18 protein-coding genes and 1 pseudogene are annotated in these 26,667 nt (G+C 61.1%); 17 read left to right on the top strand and 2 right to left on the bottom strand.

All coding sequences use genetic code 11. From position 1 onward, the window contains the following. Positions 1 to 90 precede the first annotated feature (90 nt). Positions 91 to 1,854: a sensor domain-containing phosphodiesterase gene (locus tag B0G82_RS18760; protein ID WP_199730110.1), complete on the bottom strand. Its 1,764-nt coding sequence runs from the start codon at positions 1,852 to 1,854 to the stop codon at positions 91 to 93. A 351-nt stretch (positions 1,855 to 2,205) separates the two neighbouring features. On the opposite strand from B0G82_RS18760, the gene B0G82_RS18755 reads away from it, so the two are divergent. The 10 genes from B0G82_RS18755 (at position 2,206) to B0G82_RS18700 (ending at position 13,571) form a co-directional block, all read left to right on the top strand. Continuing rightward, positions 2,206 to 3,543, top strand: a complete 1,338-nt coding sequence (locus tag B0G82_RS18755) for an EAL domain-containing protein (RefSeq protein WP_121308413.1) — start codon at positions 2,206 to 2,208, stop codon at positions 3,541 to 3,543. A gap of 200 nt (positions 3,544 to 3,743) precedes the next feature. Further along, positions 3,744 to 4,307, top strand: coding sequence for a peroxiredoxin (locus B0G82_RS18750; protein ID WP_116142318.1), 564 nt, complete (start codon positions 3,744 to 3,746; stop codon positions 4,305 to 4,307). 108 nt (positions 4,308 to 4,415) lie between these two features. Continuing rightward, the gene (locus tag B0G82_RS18745; protein WP_121308412.1) at positions 4,416 to 4,880 is read left to right on the top strand and encodes a hypothetical protein; all 465 of its coding nucleotides are present in this window, start codon (positions 4,416 to 4,418) and stop codon (positions 4,878 to 4,880) included. A 175-nt stretch (positions 4,881 to 5,055) separates the two neighbouring features. Then, the gene (locus B0G82_RS18740; protein WP_347237521.1) at positions 5,056 to 6,294 is read left to right on the top strand and encodes an IS4 family transposase; all 1,239 of its coding nucleotides are present in this window, start codon (positions 5,056 to 5,058) and stop codon (positions 6,292 to 6,294) included. Positions 6,295 to 6,544: 250 nt separating this feature from the next. Further along, positions 6,545 to 7,774: a site-specific integrase gene (locus B0G82_RS18735; protein ID WP_121308411.1), complete on the top strand. Its 1,230-nt coding sequence runs from the start codon at positions 6,545 to 6,547 to the stop codon at positions 7,772 to 7,774. Positions 7,775 to 7,935: 161 nt separating this feature from the next. After that, positions 7,936 to 8,757 (top strand): hypothetical protein, encoded by an 822-nt coding sequence (locus tag B0G82_RS18730; protein WP_121308410.1) that lies wholly within the window; start codon positions 7,936 to 7,938, stop codon positions 8,755 to 8,757. 700 nt (positions 8,758 to 9,457) lie between these two features. Continuing rightward, positions 9,458 to 10,552, top strand: coding sequence for an AAA family ATPase (locus B0G82_RS18715; protein ID WP_121308407.1), 1,095 nt, complete (start codon positions 9,458 to 9,460; stop codon positions 10,550 to 10,552). A gap of 180 nt (positions 10,553 to 10,732) precedes the next feature. Beyond that, positions 10,733 to 11,617: a hypothetical protein gene (locus B0G82_RS18710; RefSeq protein WP_121308406.1), complete on the top strand. Its 885-nt coding sequence runs from the start codon at positions 10,733 to 10,735 to the stop codon at positions 11,615 to 11,617. 154 nt (positions 11,618 to 11,771) lie between these two features. After that, positions 11,772 to 12,599, top strand: coding sequence for a hypothetical protein (locus B0G82_RS18705; RefSeq protein ID WP_121308405.1), 828 nt, complete (start codon positions 11,772 to 11,774; stop codon positions 12,597 to 12,599). 33 nt (positions 12,600 to 12,632) lie between these two features. Continuing rightward, positions 12,633 to 13,571 carry a S49 family peptidase gene (locus B0G82_RS18700; protein WP_121308404.1) on the top strand — a complete coding sequence of 313 codons (939 nt, stop codon included), beginning with the start codon at positions 12,633 to 12,635 and terminating at the stop codon, positions 13,569 to 13,571. A 653-nt stretch (positions 13,572 to 14,224) separates the two neighbouring features. Here B0G82_RS18700 and B0G82_RS18695 read toward each other — a convergent pair. Continuing rightward, positions 14,225 to 15,178 carry an IS5 family transposase gene (locus tag B0G82_RS18695; RefSeq protein WP_121308403.1) on the bottom strand — a complete coding sequence of 318 codons (954 nt, stop codon included), beginning with the start codon at positions 15,176 to 15,178 and terminating at the stop codon, positions 14,225 to 14,227. Between the two features lie 149 nt (positions 15,179 to 15,327). Here B0G82_RS18695 and B0G82_RS18690 point away from each other — a divergent pair, with 149 nt between their 5' ends. The 7 genes and pseudogenes from B0G82_RS18690 to B0G82_RS39435 all read left to right on the top strand — a co-directional run bounded on the left by B0G82_RS18690 (position 15,328) and on the right by B0G82_RS39435 (position 26,661). Continuing rightward, positions 15,328 to 16,593 (top strand): hypothetical protein, encoded by a 1,266-nt coding sequence (locus B0G82_RS18690; RefSeq protein WP_121308402.1) that lies wholly within the window; start codon positions 15,328 to 15,330, stop codon positions 16,591 to 16,593. A 576-nt stretch (positions 16,594 to 17,169) separates the two neighbouring features. Next, complete coding sequence (locus B0G82_RS18685) at positions 17,170 to 17,847, top strand: transposase (RefSeq protein WP_121308401.1); 678 nt, start codon at positions 17,170 to 17,172, stop codon at positions 17,845 to 17,847. Positions 17,848 to 18,286: 439 nt separating this feature from the next. Beyond that, positions 18,287 to 19,312, top strand: a pseudogene (gene tssG, locus B0G82_RS40105) (type VI secretion system baseplate subunit TssG); the annotation flags it as partial. Positions 19,313 to 19,375: 63 nt separating this feature from the next. Next, a complete protein-coding gene (gene tssF, locus B0G82_RS18680) occupies positions 19,376 to 21,241 on the top strand; it encodes a type VI secretion system baseplate subunit TssF (RefSeq protein WP_241974715.1) in 1,866 nt (621 codons plus the stop codon). Between the two features lie 52 nt (positions 21,242 to 21,293). Then, entirely contained in the window at positions 21,294 to 23,738 is a 2,445-nt protein-coding gene (gene tssI / locus B0G82_RS18675) for a type VI secretion system Vgr family protein (RefSeq protein ID WP_121308400.1), read from the top strand. Between the two features lie 20 nt (positions 23,739 to 23,758). Continuing rightward, entirely contained in the window at positions 23,759 to 25,999 is a 2,241-nt protein-coding gene (locus tag B0G82_RS18670; protein ID WP_121308399.1) for a peptidoglycan DD-metalloendopeptidase family protein, read from the top strand. Next, entirely contained in the window at positions 25,996 to 26,661 is a 666-nt protein-coding gene (locus B0G82_RS39435) for a hypothetical protein (protein ID WP_147439507.1), read from the top strand. Before B0G82_RS18670 ends, B0G82_RS39435 begins: the two co-directional genes overlap by 4 nt. Positions 26,662 to 26,667: the final 6 nt, after the last annotated feature.

Here is a 26,667-nt window from a genome sequence, read left to right as displayed (position 1 = left end):
AAGCCATACATGTTCCAATGAGTGCCACGCCGGCCAGAGACCGGCTTGTTCCGCTGCATGATTCACGACATGAGCGCTTCGCCTGCATGGCTAGGCGCTATGCAAATGAAGCGTGCGCGCTTCGAAACGCTGCGCGAGTTCGTCGGAGGGCAGCGCCTTGCAGACGAGCCACCCCTGAATGTGGTCGCATCCCATCTCGGTGAGCAGGGCGCGCTGCGCTTCCGTTTCGACGCCCTCGGCCACCAGCTCGAGATCCAGTGTCTGAGCGAGGCCCACGACGGCGCTAACGATTGCCTGATCGTTCCGGGAGGTTAGCAGATTCTCGACAAAACTCCTGTCGATCTTGAGCTTGGCCAGCGGGAAGCGTTGCAGGTAAGCCAGGCTCGAATAGCCGGTGCCGAAGTCGTCGACCGCGAAGCGAATGCCCATGGCGGTCAGTTCTTCGAGCAGACCCTTCGCATGCGCGGGGTCGTGCATCAGCAGGCTTTCGGTGATCTCGAACACGAGCCGGCGCGGATCGATGCCGGTCAACTCGATCGCCTCGCGCACCGAGTCCTTGAAGCGCGGATCGCGAAACTGCTGCGGCGACACGTTCACGGCCACGTATTGCAGGGAGATGCCCTTCGCATCCCACTGGATCAACTGCATGCAGGCCACCTTCAACACCCAGTTGCCGAGGAAGTTGATCAGGCCGATCGACTCAGCAAGTGGGATGAACATGGACGGCGGCACCAGCCCATGCACCGGATGCAGCCAGCGGATCAGCGCTTCCACGCCGACCACGCCGTGCGTGCGGCTGCTCGTGATCGGCTGGAAGTGTAGCGAGAACTCGCCGTTGCGCACGCCGTCGTAAAGGTCGGCCTCCAGCTTCAGGCGTTCGGCGTCGGCGGGGTTGTCGTCGGGGACGTAGAAGGCGAGCGTGTTGCCGCCGGCCGCCTTGGCCTGCAGGAGGGCGTGGTCGGCCCAGCGCAGCAGATGGGTGTCGTGGGCGGCGGTGTCGTTGGCGTGGCGCACGTCCGGATAGAGCGCGATGCCGATGCTCGCCGACAGATGCACCTGCTGGCCGTTGAACACATACGGCTGCTGGATCGCGGTCAACAGGCGCCGCGCCAGCGTTTCGGCGGCGGCCGCCGCGTCGGTGCGGCTGGCGGCGGGCTTCACGAGAATCGCGAACTCGTCGCTGGCCACGCGCGCCACGGTCTCGCTCGGGCTCGTCATGTTCAGGATGCGGCGCGAGGTGTCGCGCAGCATTTCGTCGCCGGCATCGTAGCCGAGCGCGCGGTTCACGCGCTGATAGTCGTCGAGGTCGAGCAGCAGCAGCGCCGCCGGCGTGCCGTGCGCGTCGGCTTGCTGCTGGGCGTCGAGGAGCGCCGGAATCAGCGCCGACTGGTTGGCCAGATTGGTCAGGCGGTCCAGATGCAGCGCCTGGGTCAGACGTTCTTCGGTGGCGCGCCAGGCGGACACGTCGAAGCCGGCGATCGCATAACCCGCGGTGCCGTCGTGGCTGCTGCGCACCACGCGCAGCTCGACCGTGATCGGATAAGTCAGCGACTTGATGAGGCTCAGCGTGGCCTTCTCGACGTTGCCCGAGACGGCGGCGCGCGTCAGCAGCGTGTCGAGGCGCGGCACGTCGGCCGGCGCCACGAGGTCGTGCAGCGTGATGGTCTCGAGATACTCGCGGTGATAGCCGATGAAGCGCAGGCTGGCTTCGGACACATAGATGAAGCGCAGTTCGTCGTCGACGTGCGCCAGCAGGTCGACGGCGCCGACCACCTGTTCCAGTTGCGCAGCGCGGCTTGCGGCCGCCTGCGGTTTGCCGTCCACGCGCCGGCCGAACGCACGAAGCCGGTCCATGACCGTGCGCAAGGAGCCCCGGCGGGGCGCGGTGATCCTGTTCGCTTCCATGTTTATCGCTGGCAACCTGTATTCGTCTGCAGGCGGGCGGCTCACCTGCCCGCCAATCGGGGCGGTCGGGAGGTATCACGCCGCCCCATCAGAGCGAGATAACGACCTTTGCGGCGAAATCTTTAGCGCCCGGCGCAAAAAACATCCGGTAAGGAAACGCTTGCACGGCCTGGCGGCGGCGCGGGAACGATTCAGTTAAAGTGCGGCTGTGCGACGTCCGTTAATAGGACAAACCTGTTGTGCAGTACCGGCTGAGACGTCGCTGCTGCGTAGCTTACCGAAGACTTCCCCCGATGCTCCATGTCTGAACGCCATCAAGCCAAGGCCACTGCCCGGCATAACGAGGTGCTCGACGCAGCTGCCGACGGCGCTGAACCGTGGCCCGCCACGCAATTCGTGTATCTGGGCCGTCAACCGATCCTCGATCGCGACGGCGCGCTGAATGCTTATGAATTGTTGTTTCGAGCCGGCGCGCATAACTACGCCGAAGTCACCGACGACGCCCAGGCGACCGCGCAGGTGGTGGCGCGGGCGATCGGCGGGATCGGCGTGCCGACGGTGTTGGGCCCGCATCGCGGTTTCGTCAATATCGACCGCGCGCTGCTGTTCAACGACATCGTCCATCTGATGCCGCCCGAGCGCTTCGTGCTCGAAATCCTCGAGACCGTGAAATTCGACGCGCAACTGGTCCGCCGTCTGGGCGAGTTGCGCCGCGCCGGCTTTCAGGTGGCGCTCGACGACGTGAGCGAACTGTCCGACGAGCTGAGCGGCGCGCTGCCGCATGCCGACATCGTCAAGATCGACTTTCTGCAGACCGACCGCGCCGTGCTGCCGAAGCTGGCGTCGCTGGTGCGCGGGCAGGGCAAGACGCTGATCGCGGAGAAGGTCGAGACGCGCGAGGATTTCGCGCTCGCGCGGGACCTCGGCTTCGATCTGTTTCAGGGCTACTTCTTTGCGCGGCCGCAGGTGCTGGCCGCGCCGCGCAACCGTTCGCTGCGGCCGGGCCTGATGCGCCTGCTGGCGTTGCTGTCGCGCGATGCCGGTATCGTCGAACTCGAAGCGGAACTCAAGCTGAACCCGAGCGTGGTGGTGCAGTTGCTGCGCCTCGTCAATTCGGGTGCATTCGGGCTGGGACGCAATATCGCGTCGTTGCGCGAGGCGATCATTGCCACCGGCACACGGCAGATCGCGCGCTGGGCGCAACTGCTGTTGTACGCCGACAGCGGCGAGCTGCCGTGGCGCGCCGATCCTCTGGTGCAACTGGCGGGCACGCGCTCGCGTTTCATGGAACTGGCCGCGGCGTGGCTGCGTCCCGCCGACGACGAATTCGCCGATGCCGCCTTCATGACCGGAATCTTTTCGCTGATCCATGTGGTGCTGGGCAGCACGCCGGGTGCGGTGCTGGAGAAGCTCAGCCTCGCGCCGCAGATTCGCGAGGCGATCGTGTCGAGGCGCGGCGAACTCGGCACCTTGCTGCGGCTGGCCGAGGCGGCGGGCGAGGGCGTCGACGCGGCATCGATCGCACTGGGCCCCGATGCGCCGGCCGGCTTCGTGGCCTTTACGCCCGACGTGCTGGCCGAGCTGAACCTGTCGGCCGCGGCCTGGTTCGGCGCGCATATCGAGGAAGCGGTCGTCTGACGGGCGGGGCGGCGCCGTCGCGGGCTTTCAGTGTGCATGCCGTGGCGCGTTCATGTCAGCGACTTCTGCATCCTTCAGGCCGGTTCTTACGTACCTTGTGAGTACGTGGTCCAATAGCGGAGTTGGCCGGCGTTCTCATGAACGCGGCGGCCCTGGGTTCTTTGGACGAACCGCGTGCATCCACGCCTGGAGAAAAGCAGATGAAGAAGAAATTCATATCGGCGGCACTGGCCGCCGCCGTGTCGGTGGGATTCGCCATGCATTCGCTAACCGCCTCGGCGACTCTCAAGCCGGGCGACGTGGCGCCGTCGTTCACCACGCAGGCTTCGTTGGGCGGCAAGACTTACACCTATTTGCTTGCCGACGAGTTGAAGAAGGGACCGGTGGTGGTGTATTTCTATCCGGCGGCCTTCACCACGGGCTGCACGATCGAAGCCCACGAGTTCGCCGAAGCGGTCGACGAATACAAGAAGTATGGCGCGACGGTGATCGGCGTGTCGCACGACGACATCGACACACTGACGAAGTTTTCGGTAAGCGAGTGCCGCAGCAAATTCCCGGTGGCAGCCGATGCCGATTCGAAGGTGATCGGCCAATACGACGCTGGCATGCCGATGCATGCGTCGATGGCGAATCGCGTGTCGTATGTGATCGCGCCGGATGGCAAGATCATTTACGAGTACACGAGCCTCTCGCCGGAGAAGCACGTCGAGAATACGCTGAAGGCCGTGAAGGATTGGGCGGCGGCGCATAAGCAGCCTTGAGGTCAAGCGGCGCGTCCGCGCAATTTTCGCAATGGTTTTTTGCGGTGTTCCTGCGGCGAGCGGCGAGCACCGCTCGTGCTAGGCTGCGTTTTTTCTTGTGAGCTTGCGATGCCGATTCTCGTTGCGTTGATTGCGCTGATCGCGCTGGGGTATGGGGCGGTGCGGGCGTTTGATGCCTTGCAGGCGGATTTTGGGTTGGGTGTTGCTGTTGGCGTTGCTGTGCTGGTGGGTTTGTTGCTGATTGCCGCTTTCGCTTATTGGTTGCGGCGTCGCAAGGAAGTGGCTTCCAACGTCCGTGACGGAGATTGGACTCATGAACTCAAGGGGAGTTGGGGGGGCGTGCGGCTCGCTGCCGATAAGCGGCTTTGTGAGATCCGGTTGGGCCAGGAGCAGGGGGCCTATATTTTTGCCGACCTGCTAGGGGCGGAGGTGCAGCGGCCTGGCGCGCAGTGGCAGGTTGTCTTGAAAGTCAAGGATCCTAAGCATCAGGTTTGGGTTTTGCCCATGCGGGATGAGAGGCAGGCTCGGCAATGGGCGAGGGTTTTTGAGCTTGCTGTGGGGCAGAGGCTTTAGGGTTTTGGTTTTTGGTCTTTGGAGTTGGCCTTTTCTTGATTTGTTTGTGGTCTATTAGCGTTGCCCCTGTGCGGGGCAATGCTCTCAACTTAAGCCTCGAAGGGCTTGTATACAGGGCGTTAGCCCTGTAAACTTCATCGCATAACTCACTGATAAATCAACGATATGAACTCAAATACCAGCGTCCTCAAGGCTTCTGGCTGAGTTCTCCGAATTCCTGTTCGATCCGGCGCTCGCCGATCGCGTGCGTCGTTCTCCCACCGCCTTTACCCGCAATCGCACACTGACCTTGCCGCGCATGGCCGCGCTGATGATGTCGGGCATGTGCGCCAGTGTGCAGGCCGAACTTGACGCGCTATTCGGCGCACTGGGAAGCCGCGGCGGGCGCACCCGCGCTGTCAGCGCACAGGCCTTCAGCAAGGCGCGACGGGGCGTGTCTGCCGAACTGTTCGAGCTGGCCCGCGCCCGCCTGATCTCGCTGGCCCAACCCCATATCGATTCGATGCGCTGGCACGGCCTGAGGCTGGTCGCCGCTGATGGCAGCCGCCTGCGTGTGGGCACGCGTCGCGGCCATGAACTGCGCGCCGATCACTACGCGTTTGCGCTATTCCTGCCGGGTTCCGAACTGACCCTGCACGCTGCACTTCATCCCGCCGACGGCGGCGAGCGGCAGATGCTGTTCGAAGCCCTCGATGTGCTGCAACCGCATACCGACCTGCTGCTGCTCGATCGCGGCTATATCGGCAACGCGATGGTGGCCGCACTCGCACAGCGCGAAATCCCGTTCTGCATGCGCGTCGATGCGCGTAACTGGAAATGCGTCAGCGCCTTTGCCCGCAGCGGTAAAGCCGAGCGTGTGGTGACACTGGACGCGCCCGGCGAACTGGATGCCCGCGACTATGAACTGGCGCGTACGCCCACCACTGTTCGCCTGATCCGCGACGTCACGCCGGGCGGTCGCGTGCGGGTGCTGATGACCTCGCTGCTCGATGGCGGGCGTTATCCGGCGGCATCGTTCGGCGCGCTCTATCACCAGCGCTGGCGGGTCGAGGAAGCGTTCAAACGACTCAAGCACCGGCTGCGGCTGGAAGCCGTCACAGGCCTCGATTACCTGGCGTTACAGCAGGACTTCGGCGCAAAAATCCTCGCCGACAACCTGTTCACCCTGCTCAGCGATCTCGATGCGCCGCACGACGACAGACATGCCAGCCGTCCTAACCGTGTGTATGCACTGGGCGCACTCAAGCCCATCCTCGGCGCGTGTCTTCTGCGCATCCAGCGCTGCCTAGACGGCCTCGCCGGTGTGCTGGAAATGATCCAACAGACCCGATGCCGGATACAGCCCTCACGCTCCTATCCAAGACCACCCAGAAAAGCCAAGCCCCACTTCCATCTCGCGTACAAACTTGCTTGATGCAGCGGAGCTTAAGTTGAGAGCATTGCTGTGCGGGGCAGCACTTACTTCTCTTTGCCGCCGCAAATACAAGCGTGATACGGCCCGCTCTCAAATGAGGCGACACGAGACACATAAAGCATTGATTTAACAAGATTTATGTCCAGATTTTCGTATCAATCTGACCCATGTCGTTTCAACTCATCGCACGTTTGCATGGGGGTAAATTTGGGGGTAAAGTTGCGCAGATTTTGATTCCGGAACGAACAAGATGCGCAGCATCCACCGCCTCACAGCCGTCGCCGTCAGGACCATCACCAAGCCGGGCTATCACCCCGACGGCGCCGGCTTGCACCTGCAAGTCGCGCGTGGCGGCAGCCGGTCATGGATTTATCGATACCAGTTGCGCGGGCGATCCTGCGAGATGGGCCTGGGTGGGTATCCCACCGTCTCGCTGAGCGAGGCTCGCGAAAAGGCGGCCGAGGCGCGCCGTCTGAAGGCGGCAGGTATCGATCCATTGGGCCAGAAGCAGCACGCCCGCAAAACGGCGCAGCGCGCGCAGGAGCGCCGTCTTTCCTTCAGGGAGGCGGCGGCGAAATATATCGAACTGCGCGAAGCCGGCTGGAGCCCGACGAACGCGGAGCAGTGGCGCAGTACGATCCGGCTGTACGCCGATCAGCCGATAGGCCGTCTCGATGTTTCGGAGATCGAGACAGGCGATATCCTTCGCGTGCTTGAACCGATCTGGCTCACCAGAAATCCGACAGCCGTGCAGTTGCGAACCCGCCTCGAAGCGATCCTCGCGTGGGCCACCTCGGGTGGTCATCGCGCGGGGGAGAACCCTGCTCGCTGGGATAATCACCTGCAAAACCTGCTGCCGAAAGTGCTGGCAAAAGCGGGACACCGGGCTGCGCTGCCGTGGCAGGCGATGCCCGCCTTCATGAAGAAACTGCGTTCGAATAGCGGCCCGGTAGCAAAGGCGATGGCGTTCATTGTGCTGACCGGCGCGCGCAGCGCCGAGGCGACTGGCGCAACCTGGCGTGAGGTCGATCTCGCCGCGAAGGTGTGGAACATCCCTGAGACCAGGATGAAGGCCGGGCGCGCCCACTCGGTGCCATTGAGCGACGCCGCCTGTGACCTGCTGCGCCGGCTGCCGGGTTCGCACAGGCCCGACGACAGGCTCTTCGATAGTGTCAAGGGCAAGGAGATTACAGGCACCGTGTTGCGCGACCTGCTGCGGGACCTTGGATATGCGCGCGAGGAACTGACGGTTCATGGTGCGAGAAGCTCGTTACGGACCTGGCTGACCGAAAGCGCGGGCGCGTCAGAGCGGGTGGCTGAATCCGTGTTGGCTCACGACTCGCGCGGTGACGTGCAGAAGGCTTACGAACGCACGCGCCATTTTGAGGCGCGGATACCACTGATGCAGCAGTGGGCCGAATTCCTGGACGCACCCTTCGCACAGCCCGCAACGGTGCTGCCGCTGGAACAGGCGGCCTGAATGGGGACTTGAGCGGCTGTCGTTGTGCGGCGCAAGCCGTCGCGCGCGGTGGCACCCAGGTTCGCGGCAACCCTGCTACGCTGTCGTTCTTAAGCGCCGTGGCGGAGTTGCCCTGTCCGCCTCGATGGCGCCCCTAACAGGGCAGCTGCGCGGGCCAGACGATGAGTTCCTTCAAGAAGTGGTATACGGTGGCGGAAGCCGCAGCACTCCTTCAGCGCATGTGCGAGGAGCCCATTACCGAGCGCGACGTGCTTGACCGTATCAACGCGGGCGAGCTGACTGCGTGGATTGACGCACGCGGTCGCTATGCCGTGCGGATAAATCCGGGATGCATCTATTTCACCGATCCATCGCAAAATCCATTCTTCCCGTTAATCGAAAAACCTTCGCCGGACCAGCTTGCGTTGCTCAAACGCGGCAGCGAGGTCTGGTTCGATGGCGACGAAACCGTGAGTGTGCTGACCGGGCGGCACCGATTCGCTAACGTTGATCGGAGCGATCTGGTGTCCGGGCCCGGTGCCGATGCCCAGCACGGCTCGATCCATTTGCTCTATGGCCATCTCGTCTACGATGACGACGGAGAGACGATCCTCAAGCTGGTGCGGCGCCTCCCTAACAGCGACCCAGCGTCATTCGATGTAAGCAACTTCATCGCGGACATTGAGTTACCCGCACCGAGCGCCGATTTGCAGATTGCATCTGCGGATCTGTTTGCGCTAGTGGCATCGCCGCCAATGCCGGCCACGTCAGTGACGATCGGGGCTCGGGAGCGTGAGACGCTGCTCAAGCAGATTGGTGTGCTGGCGCTATTGCTTTCGGAAAAGGCCGGTATTTACAGGCGTGGCGGGAAACCGAACGCAAAGCAGATCGGTGACGCCGTTGCAAAAATCATGGAAGCACTTCCCGATGCGAACACACGCGGAATGAGTTCGACGAGCGTTCGTAACAGCATAAGCGCGGGCCTATCGCTGCTTGAACGTTGAGTGACATGCCAGTTGGCAACAACATTTGCCAACTGGCAGAACGGCCATCTTTGCGAGTCTATATTCATATCGCCTTGTGCTATTTCACGTTAGCGCGGCGCGACTGGACCTAGGGTTTCCTGTATCGCGCCAGACCATACGGAGCGCGTACATCATGAAGCCACAAACTCTCCCGCCTGCTCTCACCTGCTTTGACGAGATGCCTGGCGCCGGCCTTGTCGGTGTCAGGGTGGTCGCCGCGTTGTTTGGTGTATCAGTCTCAACCGTCTGGCGGCGCGTCGAACTCGGCCTGTTGCCGCAGCCCCACAAGTTTGGAAGCTCGACGCGATGGAAAGTCGGCGAGATCCGGCAGGTCCTGGCGACCGGCTCAGGCGGGAGCACACCATGAAAGCGACCCGTCCGTCCGCCGGCGGCGCGGCATGAACGCCAGGGACGGAAGCGTCCGCCAGGTAGCGGGCTCTCAAGTAACGTCGGACGGGAGGTCGAACACAACAGGCGTCACGCATGGTCCGGACAAGCCGCGCATCTGGACGACGCAATCGCTGCGGAAGTACTTCGAAGAGTTGATTGGACGTGAACTCCAAAGCTGCCGCGCCTGTATGAGCGAAGCCAACTGGATCGAGCACCGCGACTGGATTGAGGAACATGCCCGCGTCTGTTTGCGAGAGGCCGTCGAGCGTCGTGCTGCGCGGGGTGAACTATGAATGCTGAACGCGACGTACCGGGTTCGGTTGATGCAGCGTGGTACGCGACCCAGATCGAGTGTAACGGCAACCGGCGCGAACAGCGTGAGGTTGCCCAGCGGCGTGCAGCGAAGGCAATCGCGAAAGCGAACGGGCAGATGCCAGATGCCAGCGGCAAGACCATCGAGATATGGGAGCCGGAAATCGTGATGACAGACACACTGCTTGCGGCGCCGCCCACGCGGCCGAAATTCGTGATCGATGGCCTGCTGCCCACTGGGCTCACCTATCTCGCTGGACGGCCAAAACAAGGCAAGTCACTGCTCGCGTTGCAAATGACTGTCGCGGTGGCGAGTGGCCAGCCGTTGTGGGGCCGGGATGTGGATGCGGGCCGGTGCTGGTATATCGATGTGGAAAACGCGCGCTGGCGTGTGCATGACCGGCTTCAGCAGGCAGGCATTGACACAGCGCACGTGCCGAATCTCGCGTGGACTTTCGAGTGGCGACGCGGCAACCGCAACGCGCTAACGGCTGCGCTCGACCGGATGCCGGTGAAAATGCTCGTCACTGATACCTGGCCTAAATTCCGCCCGCCGCTCGACAAGAGGCAGGACCAGTACGAACAGGAGGGCGAAGAACTGGCGTGGCTCGCCCACGAAGCGAACGAACGGGCAATGTCGATTGTCTGCGTCGGTCACACCACCAAGAGCGATCTCGGCGACGTGTATTCGCAGATCGGCGGCAGCACTGCGGTAGCCGGCGGTGCCGATGCGCTGTTCGTACTTCGCAAGGAAGCGGACGACCGGCGCGTGCTTCACATGACCGGTCGCGACATAGCGGACAGCCGGTTCATGCTGCGTCTCGGCGAAGATCTGCAATTCCGCTTCATATGTGATGCCGACGCGATGGTCACGGACGAGCAACTGGCTTATCTGCGGGCGATCGCGAACGGCGCCGGATTGCAGAACCAGGTAGCGCAGGCGCTCGGAGTCAGCTACGCGGCTGTGTCGAAGATGGTGCCACGTCTGCTGGAGGCTGGCCTGGTTCGCAGACCGGGAGGCATGCTGACGCTTACGGTAATGGGGCGGCAGATCGTCGATACCGCCGCCTAGCGGTAGTGGCGTAGCAGCAGTAGAAAGAAGGTTAAGTAGATCAATAGTGTTTATTTTTTTAAGTAGGTTACTTCGGTTAAACAGGTTAGCAATGCTTACCAGACCGTATGAGTTGTTGAGCTACTTAACCTATTTACCTTATTAACTTCGTCAACCAACTGGACACAAGGAGGCGAAATCATGGGACGCGGCCTGCACATCCAGTCAGTCAAACTTGTCGACGCGGCGGTCCGCGTGCTCGAAGAAATCAAGCCAACGACGGTGCGCAGCGTCTGTTACCAACTTTTCACACGCGGGCTTATCGAAAACATGGGCAGGAATGAAACCGGCAACGTGTCGCGCCTGCTCACGTGGGCGCGCGAGCACGGCCAGATTGAATGGAGCTGGATTGTTGACGAAACGCGTGAGGTCGAACAGGTCGCGCAATGGAGCGACGGCGCGCACTTCATTCAATCGCTGGTCGGTCAGTATCGCAAGGACTACTGGCAGGACCAGCCATATAACGTCGAACTGGTCAGTGAGAAGGGTACGGTACGCGGCGTACTGGCGGCGGTACTTGAAGAATTTGGTGTGCCGTTCCGGGTGATGCATGGCTTTGCCAGCGCAACCGCGACGAACGACATGGCCGGATCCATCAACCACCGTGAGAAGCCGACCGTGCTGCTCTATGTCGGCGACTGGGACCCGAGTGGAATGTTCATGAGCGAGGAAGACCTGCCAGACCGGCTGGAGCGCTACGGCGCCGATCCAGGCAGGTTCCAGTTATGCCGTATCGCGCTCACGCATGTCGACGTCTCTTCGGACGCGCTGCCGTACTTTCTGGCTGAGACCAAAAAAAGCGATGCGCGCTATCGATGGTTTATCCGCAAGTACGGTGAGAAGTGCTGGGAAGTTGACGCGATGAATTCGAACGATCTGCGCAGGCGCGTCCGGAACTCGATTGTCCAGCATCTTGATATCGACGCGTGGAATCACATGGTCGAAATCGAGCGCGTCGAGTCGGAGTCGATGCAGCAAATCATGGGTGACTGGATACGGGCGCTAGGCAGGCCGTCGTCGCCTTGACATTCTATTTTCCATCCGGTCTTTGAATAGAACCTGTGTGAGGACGTTTTTCCCGCTACATCAGGAGAACTATAGCCGGCAGGCGACTGGCAAACCATGGCACTGCCTGCGCCGATCGCCGACAACTTGAAGTGCTAAAAAAGGAGCAATCGTCATGACTGACACCCCGAATACGAGTGCGGACACGAACGCCCTCGCGAAAATAGTCGTTCCTTGCGAGTCATTCCAGCGACTTGACGCCCTACTTGAAAAAAAGCGGCGACTGGTCGCGCGGATCGAGTCGCTGCCGGCCGAGATCACGCACGCGCACGATACGGTGGCCGCCCTCCAGGCCAAGGCGACGGGCGCAGAGATTGAACTGGCCGGCGCCGAGGCGGAACCGGCGCCCATTGACTTCGAAAGGCATGAAGCAGCGTTGGCTGCGCTCGCGAAACAGGAAGTTGAAGCGGAACTGCTTGAACGCCGGTTGCGGGCGCGGCTCAACGCCCTGGAAGAACAGGCGGCGGTGATCGATGAAGAGATCTCCGTCGAAATCCGAATTGTGAGCACCGATGCCGCCGATATCGCTGGGAGAGTGCTGGATGCGCTCGCAGCTGAACTCGATGTAAGCCTTGTGCCAGTGCGAGCCGTCTACGCGAAAATTGTTGCGCTAACGGGTATTGTGCCGATCCGCTCCGTGCAGGATTTCATGATAAGCGCCCACCTGTCGGATCCGCGCCGAAGCTTGATGCGTTATTTTCCGCACTGCGGCGGTAGCGACGACGCGCCAAACCTGCTGCTGGTGACAACCGTACAGACCGAGGCGGCGAAGGCTGCGGTGCATGCGGCGATGGAACCCGTCGCGAAAGCGCTGCGGGCTACACGCTCGCATGTACGCTATGTTCATCTGGACAAGCGCCCGCGGCCTTATCGGGTCAAGTCTGAGGTGATCACCGAAAGCGGTCCACGCGGCCGGCCCACTGGCGAAACCGTCATTCGCTGAGGCATCCATGCCCCTGGCTATCAGCACCTCGCAATGCGCCTGCTCAACACGCCGCTCGCTATCGAGCCAGGCAGGTTCGCAGCCATCGCGGCGACCGCCCGTGTGACACCCCGCGTCGCGGTTATCGGTAGCAGGGTCGACGCGGACGTTGCGCAAGTCGGACCTCGACCGCCGTATGCGATGGTCACGGGCATTGCGGTCATTCAGGTGCAGGGGACGCTGCTGAGCAGGACCGGCACACCGGCGCCGTGCCTGATAGCCGGCGCCGACATTGTGACGGGCTACGACGGTATCCGCGCGAGCCTGAGTTTCGCACTTGTCGATCCTGCCGTGCGGGCCATTGTGCTCGATATCGACAGTCCCGGCGGTGAGATAGCGGGCCTGCTGGACCTCGCCAATGCGATCTACGCGGCGCGTCGGCGCAAGCCGCTACTCGCGGTCTGTAACGAGTGCGCCCTTAGCGCTGCATATTGCATCGCCTCCGCATGTGAACAGGTCACGGTACCGCGTACGGGCGGCACTGGTGGCGTCGGCGTGCTCTTCGCGCATGTGGACTTCTCGAAGGCGCTCACCGATGCAGGTATCGCGGTCACGCTGATCACTTCCGGCGAGCGCAAGGCTGACGGTAGCGAGTACCGGCCGCTCGCACGTGAGGCGTACCGGCGCATCAAGGCGGATATCGACGCCGTGGGCAAGATGCTTACGGCGACAGTGGCGCGCAATCGCGGCCTGTCTAACGCGCAGGTACGTAACATGGATGGCGGGACGTACCTTGGCGCGGCCAGCGTCCGTGCCGGACTGGCGGACGCCGTGATGCCGCCGGATGAAGCGCTTCTGGCTTTGCGACAGGAACTGGAAAAGCCGTCACTGGGAACAGTGCGCAAAGTCGCACCCGCGCGCCCACCGTCCGAACGCAGGCGGTCGTGGGGACAGCTTGCGTATTGCGCAGAACTGAAGGCAGCGCTGTGGTAACAATGCGCGCCGCTCTGCGTCCACGGCGGCTACTTGACGCCCCAACGTATTGGCGCATCTGAGCGGCATGTCGACGCTGCGTGTGCGGGCGGTATGACTATCTTCGCGCGCTAAAAACGTTCGCGAGCGGCGATTGGAAATTTCCGGAGAGCATCCTGCATGCGGTGATCGAGCGCAGGCGGTCGTGTCAACAAACTTCGATCACGTCTTTGGTGCGCAACTCGCGAGAGCTGTCACATCGGCGCGATAATGTCGTCAAGCGCATGGGTAATAGTCGCCCGTCCCGCCCTTGGTTGGTGCGGCCGAGCTATGTTCAGTGACTTGATCAAATGGCCGTCGATAATCGACCCTCAACAGCCACTCGGTTGACACTAACTCGACGGCCGTTTCAGGTCCGGTAGGAACGTTCTGCAGAGCAACTGGAGAGGGATCAGGCGGTCTTGACTGATTTACGAGGTGCGTAATTTTCGCAGCAATCGAGCGCCCGAAAAAATGGGTTAAGGAAGGTCTGCACAACCCGCTTTTTGAAGCGTTATCTTTCACATCCTGCGCGGCCTCGGCGTTCAGATTTTTGTCGGTGAGTTGATTGCCGGAGTTTTTTCCGCGCACCGGAGCGCTCCAACCAGATATATGGCCTTCATTGGCCCGGTGTTTCAAGCTTTGCGCAAAGCTCTACGTGCCATCCATAGATTGCCCAAAGCAAACAGCGTGGTGATCTGGGCGGTGTTCTTCATCAAACCACGATAGCGGGTCTTCATGTAACCGAACTGCCGTTTGAGGATGCGAAACGGGTGTTCGACCTTGGCCCGGATACCCGCCTTCAGGCGTTCGATCTGATCGTATATCGCGTCCAGCGAATCACTCAGATCCAGTTTCCTTCGCTTTGCCGGTCGCATTGCAACATGCCAACGAACCGCGTCAGCCTCACATCGCTTTTCGATACCCAGATATCCGGCGTCCGCGTACACATCCGTTTCTTCACCATGCAGCAACGCCTGGGCTACCGTGATGTCGTGAACATTGGCCGCCGTTCCAATGACCGTATGGACCAGGCCCGAGTCGGCGTCCACGCCGATATGCATTTTCATCCCGAAGTACCAGTTACCACCTTTCTGCGTCGATTGCATTTCAGGATCGCGCGTGCCGGAGCCATTCTTTGTCGAACTGGGCGCGGCAATCAGGGTGGCGTCGACTGCCGAACCAGCCTTGAGCATCAGGCCTTTCTCCATCAGGATTTCATTGACCAGCGCCAGCATTTGCACCGCCAGTCCGTGCGTTTCCAGCAGATGGCGGAACCGAAGAATCGTGCTTTCATCCGGCAAGCGAACCATCCCGCCGTCGAGACCCGCGAACTCGCGATACAGCGGCACGTCATACAGTGCCTCTTCCATAGCAGGGTCTGACAAACCGAACCATTGCTGCATGAAATGAATCTGCAGCATCGTCGCAATCGGGAACGGCGGCCGACCGGTTTTGCCCGTGGGATAGTGCGGCTCGATCAGCGCAATCAGCTTCAACCAAGGCACAACGCGTCGCATCTCATCGAGAAATTCCCGCTTGCGCGTGCGCTTCGTTGACAGATCCAGACCAAGACCAAGTTGCGTCATCACACTGCTCCTCACCCAATTAGCTCTGTTTCCAGGATAGCTCAGCAGCAACACAATGCCAGGACTTCTGCAGACCTTCCTTAACATGACCGACACGCGCTGAGTAGGCCCGATTTACGTTGGGTGTCAGTGGATGAACAGGGGAAACCATGAGAGCAGTTGATATTTTCACGCCCGGGAAGCTGCCAACCGTCACGTTGGTCCGAGACCAGATCGAAAGGCGAAAGCAAGACCTACAAGACGCACTAGATCAGCAACTGCTAGTAACGATCTCTGGGCCATCGAAATCGGGGAAAACAGTTTTTGTGAAAAGCCTTGTCGGGGCCGGCAATATCATTGCGGTCACCGGCGCTGGCGTGGAATCCCCGCAGCACCTATGGACGAAAGCCTTCCACGCAGTTGGCACGACTATCCCAACGTCGGTCTCATCAGAGACCAACTCCTTGGTGGGAGGCTCAGTATCTGCAAAGGGTGAAGTCGGCATCGTAATCGCGAAAAAGGAACTTTCTGGGTCCATTTCTGGCAGCATCGGCAGCAAGGCTGTAGAGGCGGCATCTAACCCGGTGGATCTTCTTCAACTGCTCGTCAAGGAGTTTGCTGGGTCTGGCTTCGTCATCTTTATTGACGACTTCCATTACATTCCACGCGATGTGCAACCTGCTGTCGCTGCTCAGATCAAGGACGCGATAGCTTCGGGCGTCCAGATCGTCTGTGCTTCCGTTCCATATCACTCGGAAGACTTGCTTCGTGCAAACCAAGACTTGCAAGGGCGAATCTTCGCGATCGACTTTGATTACTGGGATACGGATGCGCTCATGAAGATTGGCGAGCAGGGTTTTGTCGAGCTGAATATTGAGGTTGAAAGGGATTTGTTACGCGCCTTCGCCGGAGAAGCTGCTGGCTCTCCCCAACTAATGCAGTCGATCTGTCTTAACGCAAGCTTTGAATTAGGTGCGAGGCAAAAGCTCGACACGAAACTGCACGTTGAGTTCGGCGGTGAACTCGTTCGACGCATTTGCAATAGGACATCTAGCGCCGATTTTTCAAGCACTATCGAGCGATGTAGTGAAGGCCCGAAGACACGCGGTACTGACCGTAAGTCGTTCCGCTTGGCAGACGGTGACGTTGGTGACGTCTATGCGTGCGTTCTTCGCGCGATCGCAAGCGACCCTCCGCAATTGCGATTCCTTTATGCAGATCTGCTCGCCCGCATCCGAGGCGTAGTCGAAGCGGGTCAAGAGACACCATCGGGGTCGAGCACTTCCGGCGCATGCCTGCACATTGCACAACTTGCGAACGATGGGCAGCCGAAGCAAATCATCGAATGGGACTCGCACCGGGAAACTTTGGACGTCCGCGATCCGTACCTGCTGTTTTATCTTCGGTGGTCTGACACGGTCAGAAAACTCTCATAAAACAGCTCCCGTCTAGCGTAGTGATTGGCCGGTGGCCGGCCCATGCTTGCAGGTACTTTCCCGGTGGTCCAAAACCGGGGACAATTGTGCACCGCGTCTTTCCCCCAGGTATGACTTCCAAATCGTCTTTGCACTTTGCGCGATACTTTGCGTCCGACTTTGCATCGTTTCCAGCGCGGCGCGCGGCGGCGAAGTTCAGGATGCATTTGTCGCCGATGCAAACCTTGAGCGGCGCCAGGCGATGAAGCCGAAAGACGTGCAGGTCCAGCGAGCCGGCCGGCGGGGTTATAATTTCGGCCTTTAGCCCATCTGGTTGACCGTCCCAAAAAAAAGATGGGTTAGATTGTTCGTGCCGTTAGACAGAACGGCGCGGGTGTGAGAGCCCGTAGCGATGAACCGCACTACCCGCGAAAGTGGGTAGTGCTCTGCCATGCACGCAGTTTCAATGGGCGGGCCATGGCGAGGGAGCCGCAAGGCTCGCCGGTTTGGTTCATCGCCCGGTCTCTCAAACTCGCCATGTGCCCGCTCACCCTCCGTACTTTGCGCGGGCTTTGATCGTCTATTCCGGATTGAATCATGGCCGAGCATTCCTCCGTTTCCCCCCTGAAGTCGAACGACACAAGTCCACTTGAAATCCTGCTGGACACAACGCTTGAACATTCCGAAAGACAGTTGCGCGAGTGCATACGCCTGGTAGCGAAGCTACGCGAAGTTGACCGCTGCCGCGCTAGCGCGAGATACCGACCAATGGATGATCTGCTAAAACACGTCGCAGAAACCGCGCTGGTCGAACTGGAGCGCTCCACTGAAACCCTGCGTGGGATTCATGCGAGTGCCGAAATGTGCGTTAGAGGAGCGGCCGCCGAAATGGGCGTTAAACCATCGGTCGTGCGAGCCAGGATAGAGCAGCGGATTGCGCTGCACGAATGCCCCGAGTTGACCGACCGGCAGTGGAAGCTCGTCGCGCCGATCATTGGCGACACAAGCTATGCCCGCTACAGCCGGCGCGAGGTACTCAGCGCGATTCTGTTCGTGCTGTGTACCGGCGGGGCGTGGTCGTCCATTCCGTTCGAATACCCACCGGCGAATGTATGTCACGGCCAATTCCTGGTCTGGTGCGAACGGGGTGTCATGGACCGGATTGCTGCGGCGCTGGACGATTCCATACCGGGTCTCGTTCCCGCGCTCGCTGTGCGCCGGCTACGGCCCCCGCCGCGCGCCGGACGTGTCAGGCGTAATGCACCAGGCGCGTAGCCACACCGCGCCGAGATCGACACGCCTGCGCCTCTTCGAGCGGCCCGATTGCTTCCACTTCCGATATCTAAGCGAGGCTGCGGCTAACCGGCGCATTGGACGCGGCTCACGCGAGACTTGAACTCAATCTGCATCCGCACCTGGCGCGATGTCCCTGTCGCGCGACGGGAATGCCACTCTCGCAAGCTGTGCGCACATCTGCATAGTCTGGAACTGTGCTGCCGTCCTGAAATCGTTCGGACGCTTCCTGGCAACTTTTCCGAGTCAAACCGGGACAGAAAGAGTATTCGTCTGAGAGCGTCCCATAGACATCGGAATCAGACGCCCTGAATAATCAGGGCATGAACCCACATCTGCTCTCTCCTCACGATCAGAGGCCCGCCTGCCTGCGTGCGCGCGCCTCCGCAATGATGCACCAGTGTGCAGGGGACGCGACCTGATGGAGCGCGCCCGCTTCGATCCGCCCATGCCCGGCGTGGCGCTTTCACCGGAGAGCGTTGAACGTCTGATGGCCGAACCCTGGCGCTACGGGTTTATTTCCCTGCTGCGCCGTATCGGCGCCGATCCCCACATTGACCCGGTCGGAACCGCGCGGCGTCCGCAGGCGGAGCCGTTCCGCCTCGGCCAGGCACCGAGCCTCGCATTCGCGCCGCGCGAGATTGCCGACGTGCGTGAGGTCAACGGGCGTCTGAAGATACGGCTTCTCAGTCTGGGCATGTTCGGGCCGAACGGGCCACTGCCGATTCACATCACCGAGATTGCACGCGAGCGTGAGCAGAACCGGCGGGATGCGACGCTCGTCAACTTCCTCGACATCTTTCACCACCGCTACCTGACTCTGCTGTACCGGGCGTGGGTCTCCGCACAGGCCGCAGCGGGCCTTGACCGGAAGGATGACGAAACATTCTCCTTTTTTGTCGCGAGCCTCGCCGGCCACGATCCCGCCGAAATCGCCGGCCGGCCGTTTCCTGGCCATGCGCGCCTCGCCGCCTCTGCGCATCTGGTGCGCGAAGCGCGTAATCCCGACGGCCTGCGCGCGACGCTTGAGCAGTACTTCGGCGTACCGGTCGCAATCGAGGAATACGTCTTTCACTGGCTGGAAATGGCGCCGGCCAGCCACAGTTATCTCGGCAAGCCCGTGGAGTCTTCGACGCTTGCGATGGGCGCGATGCTCGGTGAGCAGGTGCCGGACCGCCAGCACCGGTTCCGCATTGTCCTGGGGCCGCTCGACCTGGCGGTGTATCTGCGTTTCACGGCGCAGGGCGTGGACCTGCCGAAGCTCGTCGAATGCGTGAGGGAATTTGTCGGGCGCGGTTACCGGTGGGAACTGGAACTGCGCATCAAGCCACAGGGCGCACCACCTGCGGTGCTGGGTGGAACGGAACAACTCGGCTGGTCCAGCTGGCTTGGACAGGCGCCCACGGATGCGCCGATTACCGGCATGCGCTTCGAACCGGAACAGTACGTGGAGCAGTTGGCGAGGCGATCCGTACCGTACCATCAACGCCCGGAAACCGGCGCGGGTGATCTGCTGACGTACTACAACGAGGAGTTGCTGTACCTGCGCGAACTTGCCGCCGAATTCGCACAGGCGCATGTAAAAATCGCCAGGCGTCTGGGCATGCAGGCGGGTGAAATCGGCGATAGGTATGTCGAGCGGCTCGTCCAGGCATTCGCTTTCATGTCCGCCCGCATGCGCATGAAACTGGACGCCGCATTCCCCGACTTCACGCGCCCCCTGCTGCAATGCCTCTATCCGAATTACCTCGCGCCGACGCCATCGATGGCGGTGGCGCGGCTATACCCGGATCACGCCAGGAGCAAACTTGCACAGGGGTTCCATGTGCCACGCGGCAGTCCGTTCGCCTCCCCCGTGCCGGAGGGCGGCGGCTGCATCTGCCAGTTCCGCAGCACCCAGGACGTCACGCTCTATCCGCTGGAAATCGTCAGCGCCCGGCTCACCGGCATTCCGCCCGATATCTCCGCGCTTGACCGTTACGTGCGCCCGGACCGGAACGTATGCTCCGCGTTACGCCTGCGGCTGCGAGCCACCGGCAGCGCCACCATCGGACAGCTGCGCGGTCTGGATCGCCTGCCGGTCTATCTGGCGGGCGACGTGCGGCTTGCCTCCCAGCTGTTCGAACTCCTGCATACCGGGGCGGCCGCATCGGTACTCGCCGCGCCGGGGAGTTTTGCCACTGCCCAGGAGCCGCTGCACGTGGTGCGAAACCAGGCCGTGATGCATGAAGGCTTCGGCACGGATCAGGCAATGCTGCCGCTTGTCTGGCCGAAGTTTCACGGCCACAACCTGCTGCAAGAATATGCCACCTGTCCCGAGCGCTTCCTGTTCTTCACGCTCACCGGACTCGAGGCGGGCCTGCGCCGGATCGAAGCTCAGGAGGTTGAGATCGTCGTGCTGCTCGACCGCCCGGCAGGCGAACTGGTCAACCGGGTCGATGCCTCGCATTTTGCGCTGTTCTGCACCCCTGTCATCAACCTGTTTCCTGTCACGATAGACCGGCTCGAACTGCCTGAGAACAGCACGACAGCATCCCTGCATGTCGATCCACTCGCGCCCGCCGACTACGAAGTGTTTTCAGTCGGGGCACTCTCGGGATTCGAAACCAGGGAATCCGCCAGTCTTGAGTTCCAGCCGCGGTATCCGACACTGGCGCGCGACGAGAACAGCACCGGCCGCTATTTCGTCACCCGTCGCGAGCCCGCCCGGGGCACCGACCTGGCGCGTCGCTACCAGACACGCGCCACCTACGCGCCAGGCGACATACTGGTGTCGCTGGTCGATGCAAACGGCACGCCCGCTCATGACAATATCCGGTTCATCACCGCGCAGGTATGGGTGACGAATCGCGATCTGCCGAACCTGCTGGCCGTCAACGGGGTGGACGATCTCAGCACGGTCGTCAATGCACCGCTTGCCAGCGTCGGACTGATACGCGCGCCGGGCACGCCAAAGCGGCCGCTTGCACAGGGCACCACCGCCTGGCGGCTGGTGCGCCAGCTCAATTTCAATCATCTGCCGCTGGAGGACACAGGCGGCGCGGGACTGCGCGAACTGCTCCTGCTCTACCGGACCGGCGACAACCCCGGCTTCGTGAAGCAGGTGCAGGCAATCACAGGCGTGCAGATGCAGACGGTGACGCGCCGCCTGCCCGGTACCGGCGATCTCGTTTTCGGCTGCGGCACCGGCTGCACGCTCACCGTCGATGAAGGAGCGCTTGCAGGTGAAAGCCCGTATCTGCTCGGCGTGATCCTTGAACACTACCTGGCGCGCCACGTCCCGATGCATACCTTCGTGGAGACCTCGATGCGCTCGGTACAGCGCGGCCCCGTCGCGCTCTGGCCGCCACGCATGGGCACCCGCAGCGCGGCCTGAATGGCCTGAGTGGCCGTGAGCCGCATCCATTCATTCTGGAGGAAGGATACTCATGCTGGATTTTTCGACCCGCCGCACCATCACCGTGAGCGGCGCGGCGCTGCCGGAATCGCCGTCGGGCGAGCCCGCACTGGTGCTCAGATCAATCCGTGGCGAGGAAGCCCTGTCGGAAATCTACACCTACACGCTGGACATGGTGACGCCGCAAGACCTCGACATGTTCGGCGACGACGCGGCGAACCTCGACCTGCGTGCGATGATCGGCAGGCCGCTGACCGTGGCTATCCAGCTTGAAGGAATGAGCGGGGTTTCCGGCCCTTCGTGGATGTCGAACATCGGCTGCGGCATGCGTGAGATCAGCGGCATCGTGACCAGCGCGCGCTTTGTCGAACAGCAGGACCGGCAGAGCCATTACCGGCTCACGCTGCAACCCGGCCTCTGGCTTGCCGGGCAGCGCTCGGACTACCGGATATTTCAGCGTAAGAATGTTATCGACATCATTCGCGAAGTGCTGCGGATCTATCCGTTTTCCTGCGCCTGGCGCACCAGCCGGATATACCCGCGACTGGACTACCAGGTCCAGTATGGCGAAACGGATTTCAGTTTCGTGCAGCGGCTGATGGCTGAGAACGGCATCTACTGGTTTTTCGAGCACTCGAAGGGCTATCACCGGATGGTGTTCGTGGACCATGTAGGCGCGCACAAGCCGGTGCAGAGCGAGGCGTATCACACGCTCGCGTACTACCCGCCGGGCCACAGGATCGACGCGGAGTATATCGACGCGTTCGATATCGCCCAGACGTTGCAGTCGGGCGTCTGGACCACCGGCGACTATGACTTCAAGCAGCCCGAAGCCAATCTTGGCGTGCGCAAGGTCCAGCCGCAGAAGACGGTCCACAATGATCTGGCGCGCTACGAGTGGCCCGGCGACTATACCGACCCGGCCGAAGGTGAGAAGTCCGCACAGATCCGCATCGAGGAACTGTTCGCGCGCGGCGAGCGCGCCGAAGGCCGTGGCGCGCTGCGCAATGTCGTATGCGGGACGACCTTCCATCTGGAGAACCATCCGTATCGCAAGGCGAACCAGGAATACATGGTGATCCGCGCGAAGCTCGATGCCGAAGAGACGATGGAATCGACCGGTCCGGGCGTCTACCGGTTCGACACCGACTTCACCGTGCAACCGGCGACCAATGTATTCCGTCCGGCGCGCACGGTCCCGAAGCCGCGCACGACCGGACCGCAGAGCGCCGTGGTGACGGGCTTCGATAGAAACGTCGTGTCCACCGAGCCGTATGGCCGCGTGACGCTTAAATTCCGCTGGGACCGTTCGCCGAACCGGGACGAGAACTCGTCGTGCTGGGCGCGGGTCATGTCGCCGTGGGCGGGCAATGGTCACGGGGCCATCAGCCTGCCTCGCATCGGCACGGAAGTGATCGTGGATTTCATCGACGGCGACCCGGACCGGCCGTTCGTCATCGGGCAGGCCTACAACGCGGACAACATGCCGCCGTGGCCGTTACAGGACAACCATGCCCTGTCAGGCCTGCTCAGTCGCAATCTGGAAGGGAGCGGGTCGAACCAGTTCGTTGCGGACGACACGCCGGACCGGTTACAGGCGCAGGTGACGAGCGATCAGGCGAACTCGCGGCTGGTGGTGGGTTACAACACGCGCATCGTGCCCGGCGAGGGACGCAAACAGGCGCGCGGCATCGGCTGGGAACTCGCCACCGATTCATGGGGCGTGGTCCGCGCAAACCGGGGCATGCTGGTGACCACCGAGACGCGCAGCGGTGCGCAGTCGCCGGCGAAGGACATGGGCGAGACGGTGCAGCGCCTGACGCAGGCGCGCGCGCAACACGAGGACATGGCGCAGCTCGCGCAGCAGCACAACGCGCAGTCGTCCGACGCGAGCCAGCACGACGCCGCGAAAGCCATCAAGGCGCAGAACGACGCGATCCGGGGCGACACCGCCCACTGGCGTGAAAATCCGTTCCCCGAGATGACGCGGCCCGATCTTGTCGTTGCGAGCGCGGCGGGCATCGGGATGACCGCTGCGCAGGGAACGCACATCGCGAGCGGACAGGATCATGCGGTGACAGCAGGTCGCGATGTGAGCGTGTCGTCGGGGCGCTCACTGTTCGCGTCGGTGCGCGGCGCGATCTCGATGTTCGCGTACCAACTCGGGATGAAACTGATCGCCGCGAAAGGCAAGGTCGATATCCAGGCGCAGAGCGACCAGATGGCGCTCGCGGCCCTGAAGGACATCACGGTCAGCAGCTCGGACGGCAAGGTCGTCATCAACGCGTCGAAGGAAGTCTGGATCGGCGCGGGTGGGTCGTATATCCAGATCAACGGCAGCGGGATTATCAACGGCTCGCCAGGGGTGATTCTGGAGAAGGGACTTTGGGATGTGCAGGACGCAGACGCTCGCATACCGAGCTTCCCTCCGTTCGGATCGGGTACGCCCACTGATGACTACATCCATTCGCTGTAACTCTTCCTCCTGACAGACCTATGATTATCAGCCCGCCCTTTCTTTCAGCAGCCCACCCGCAGCAGAATGACGCAATGCCCACAGCGGATGCGGGCAACACGGTCGTACCCGACGGTGATGTGTGTGCCGCCAACATGCTCGAATGTGCGCCGGGCAACGGCGCCTATCCGGTCAGCTTCAATCTTGGCTGGCATGGCGGTGCGCATCTGAAAGCCCCGCTGGACGGCAATCAGGTCACTTCCGTGCGCGCCATCGCGGACGGCACAATCGTGTACGTGCGCCAGACGGATACGACCCATAAGCCGACGCTTCAGTACCGCAACGTGCGTACGGACGACGGCTGTGTCGTCGTCCGGCACGATACGGAAATTGGCGAAGGCGACAACGCGAAGGTCACCTATTACTCGGTGTACATGCACCTCCAGGCCGCGCTGTCGTCGCTGTCCGTGGGCAAGAAGGTTTATCGCAAGGATATCCTGGGCACACCGGGCCAGATTTACGGGCAGTTTCCGCAGATCCACTTCGAGATCGTCTGCAACGAGGCGAACCTGAGGAAGTTCATCGGGCGCGCCCCCGGGGCGCTAGGCAGCACCCCGGCTCGTACCGATGCGGTCTATGGCGACAGCTGGTTCTTCATTCCTCGTGGTGCGAAGCTCTTTGCCAACGAACCACACCCTTTCCGTGATGACGACAGCGCGCCGCCTGTCGCGACGTTGCACCCCCAGCCGTCTCTCGCGCCGGCGGGAACCGGTTGCGATCTTGTCGTCCGCATGCATTACGAGAAAGACTGCACGTTGACGACCTACCGGCAGAATGCGGATTTGGGCTGGTCCGTTTTCGGCGCAATGCCCGTGGAAAGAGAGGCAGAGTACGGCCTGTATCGGCGTGCTAATGCCCTTCACGGACGCTTTACAGACGATTCTCTGGCGGCAATTGCTCCAGGCATGGCTGTGGCCTCTCCGAGTGCCATCTTCGAGATGATCCGTTTCGGACGCTGCATCAACGATCAGCTTCCTGCAGGCGCCCGCTTCAATCACTGGCGGAAAGTGAAGACGCCAGACGGTGATGGATGGATCAACCTGTCCAAGGCAGGCGTGCGCGCCTATAGCGACGCCGATTTTCCGGAGTGGGCCGGCTGGAGCTTCATCAACGATGATCCGACACCCGACAGCCTGTGCGATTCACCGACTGTAAAGGGGTGGCTGGACGTCAATCATTCCGGACATATCAGCCACGCCGATGCTGTCAGCGCTCTGGGCATGGAAGCGATCCTGCAGCGCACGGCGCGAGCGGTGTGTAAGTTTCCATCCGAGTGGAGTCGCGATGGACTAGAGGCGCGATACAACTGGCTCAGGAGTCCGCATGAGGCATTGACCAGTCCGTTATCGGACGCAGCTTTTAGCAAGCTGGTGGATCACGCGCGCGATCTGGCGTTCTGGGAGGACGTCAGCGATCCGGATTTTCCACATGCCGATGAGGTGTGGCATTTGCCGCCAACGGCGTTTATCCGGCACTTCAGAGCTTGCGGCTGGTTCAGCGCAGCCGAATTCCGACGAATTTATCCAACCGCCAATGTTTCCGCGATTGACAAATATCTTGTCGGAATCAACAGGACACTTAGCAAGTATCGTATTAGCGGCGCACTGCGCCAGGCACATTTTCTTGGGCAATCATCAGTCGAGTCTGCCCAACTTCACTATATGAGCGAGTTATATAACGGTGATCCTTTCGCCTATTTCAGACGGTATGAACGCGCGAAGAATTACGCTGGCTGGCTGGGGAATGTCGAATGGAACGACGGGGGGAAATTCAGAGGTCGAGGATTGAAACAGCTTACAGGGCGAGCGAATTATGGTGCGTATTTCCAATACCGGGGATGGCTGCGTGAGCAAAGCGTGGCGCAAACATGGTGGCATGATGCCCGATGGTGGGGATTTGCCCCGCCATACTCCGCCAGCGTACACGCAAACTTGCTACCAATTCAAAACGCGAATTTGGTTGCCCAACTTACTGCGTCGCTGAGACCGCCGGTTATCACGAACCCAGAGGTTGTAGCGGACGATCCGATTACTTCCATCGACACGGCTGGTTTTTTCTGGGCAAAGAATAGACTTTTACCCATTGCGGATAGCGACAATGTGATCGAGATGACGAATAAAGTGCGTGGGGACCATGCAAGTTTACCTACCGACTTTCCAGCGGAAGCTCACTTCGATCAGCGTCGTTCAGAAACGTCAAGAATCAAGGGGATACTGATTTGAAAAAGAAATGGATTGGAATTTTATTTGTCTGTGCTCCTTTGTTGCAGGCTTTTGCGCAAGACGTTTCTGGAAGCTCAACAACAGTTGCAGTCCAGAACGCGAAGTTCGTTTTTTCTTGCAGGGGGAGTCTTGGCAGCCAATTCATCACAGTATCTGCTGCTGATGGGCATTCAGGTGATCTGCGACTAGTCGCGCCACAGCGACTAGACGAAACAGATGATTGCGCACAAGTCACATGGACGGTTCAACCGGAGAAGTCGGGTGCTCAAATCATCATGGCTAACCCTGGAAGGTTAGGACTTGATGCACAGATGCTGGTTTTTTACGCGGACCGAGACGGCGTTGACTTTTCTGGGCAGTTACCCGTTGCGGCCGATGCCTTAGGTACCGGTCAGTTTCGGGTTATCGGCGCTGATGCCTATGGGACCTGGGAGCGCATCTATGCGTTCAAGAATCACAAGCTATATGTTGAGCGAGAACTAATCTTGATGCGGACGGGAGGTGTGTGTTTAGAGCGTAGCGGAACTGTAAAAATGAATCTCCGATGTGCCGGACCAACGACTCACGCCACCCCCAAAAAAAATGTCTGTGTCAGGGCGCGTAATGGAAAAGTAGAACAAATGCCGTTACGTGCTTGCACGTCGCTAGAAATGCGGCGGTGACGCCAA

Source organism: Paraburkholderia sp. BL17N1, from assembly GCF_003634175.1.
In the GTDB taxonomy this organism is placed as follows: Bacteria; Pseudomonadota; Gammaproteobacteria; order Burkholderiales; family Burkholderiaceae; genus Paraburkholderia.
Note: the sequence above shows the minus strand (reverse complement) of the source record. Positions and strands in the feature narration are given on the sequence as shown.

Coding starts and splice junctions, on each gene's coding strand:
- B0G82_RS18760 (WP_199730110.1), bottom strand. CDS start 1,854: ATGGACCGGCTTCGTGCGTTCGGCCGGCGCGTGGACGGCAAACCGCAG.
- B0G82_RS18755 (WP_121308413.1), top strand. CDS start 2,206: ATGTCTGAACGCCATCAAGCCAAGGCCACTGCCCGGCATAACGAGGTG.
- B0G82_RS18750 (WP_116142318.1), top strand. CDS start 3,744: ATGAAGAAGAAATTCATATCGGCGGCACTGGCCGCCGCCGTGTCGGTG.
- B0G82_RS18745 (WP_121308412.1), top strand. CDS start 4,416: ATGCCGATTCTCGTTGCGTTGATTGCGCTGATCGCGCTGGGGTATGGG.
- B0G82_RS18735 (WP_121308411.1), top strand. CDS start 6,545: ATGCGCAGCATCCACCGCCTCACAGCCGTCGCCGTCAGGACCATCACC.
- B0G82_RS18730 (WP_121308410.1), top strand. CDS start 7,936: ATGAGTTCCTTCAAGAAGTGGTATACGGTGGCGGAAGCCGCAGCACTC.
- B0G82_RS18715 (WP_121308407.1), top strand. CDS start 9,458: ATGAATGCTGAACGCGACGTACCGGGTTCGGTTGATGCAGCGTGGTAC.
- B0G82_RS18710 (WP_121308406.1), top strand. CDS start 10,733: ATGGGACGCGGCCTGCACATCCAGTCAGTCAAACTTGTCGACGCGGCG.
- B0G82_RS18705 (WP_121308405.1), top strand. CDS start 11,772: ATGACTGACACCCCGAATACGAGTGCGGACACGAACGCCCTCGCGAAA.
- B0G82_RS18700 (WP_121308404.1), top strand. CDS start 12,633: ATGCGCCTGCTCAACACGCCGCTCGCTATCGAGCCAGGCAGGTTCGCA.
- B0G82_RS18695 (WP_121308403.1), bottom strand. CDS start 15,178: ATGACGCAACTTGGTCTTGGTCTGGATCTGTCAACGAAGCGCACGCGC.
- B0G82_RS18690 (WP_121308402.1), top strand. CDS start 15,328: ATGAGAGCAGTTGATATTTTCACGCCCGGGAAGCTGCCAACCGTCACG.
- B0G82_RS18685 (WP_121308401.1), top strand. CDS start 17,170: ATGGCCGAGCATTCCTCCGTTTCCCCCCTGAAGTCGAACGACACAAGT.
- tssI (WP_121308400.1), top strand. CDS start 21,294: ATGCTGGATTTTTCGACCCGCCGCACCATCACCGTGAGCGGCGCGGCG.
- B0G82_RS18670 (WP_121308399.1), top strand. CDS start 23,759: ATGATTATCAGCCCGCCCTTTCTTTCAGCAGCCCACCCGCAGCAGAAT.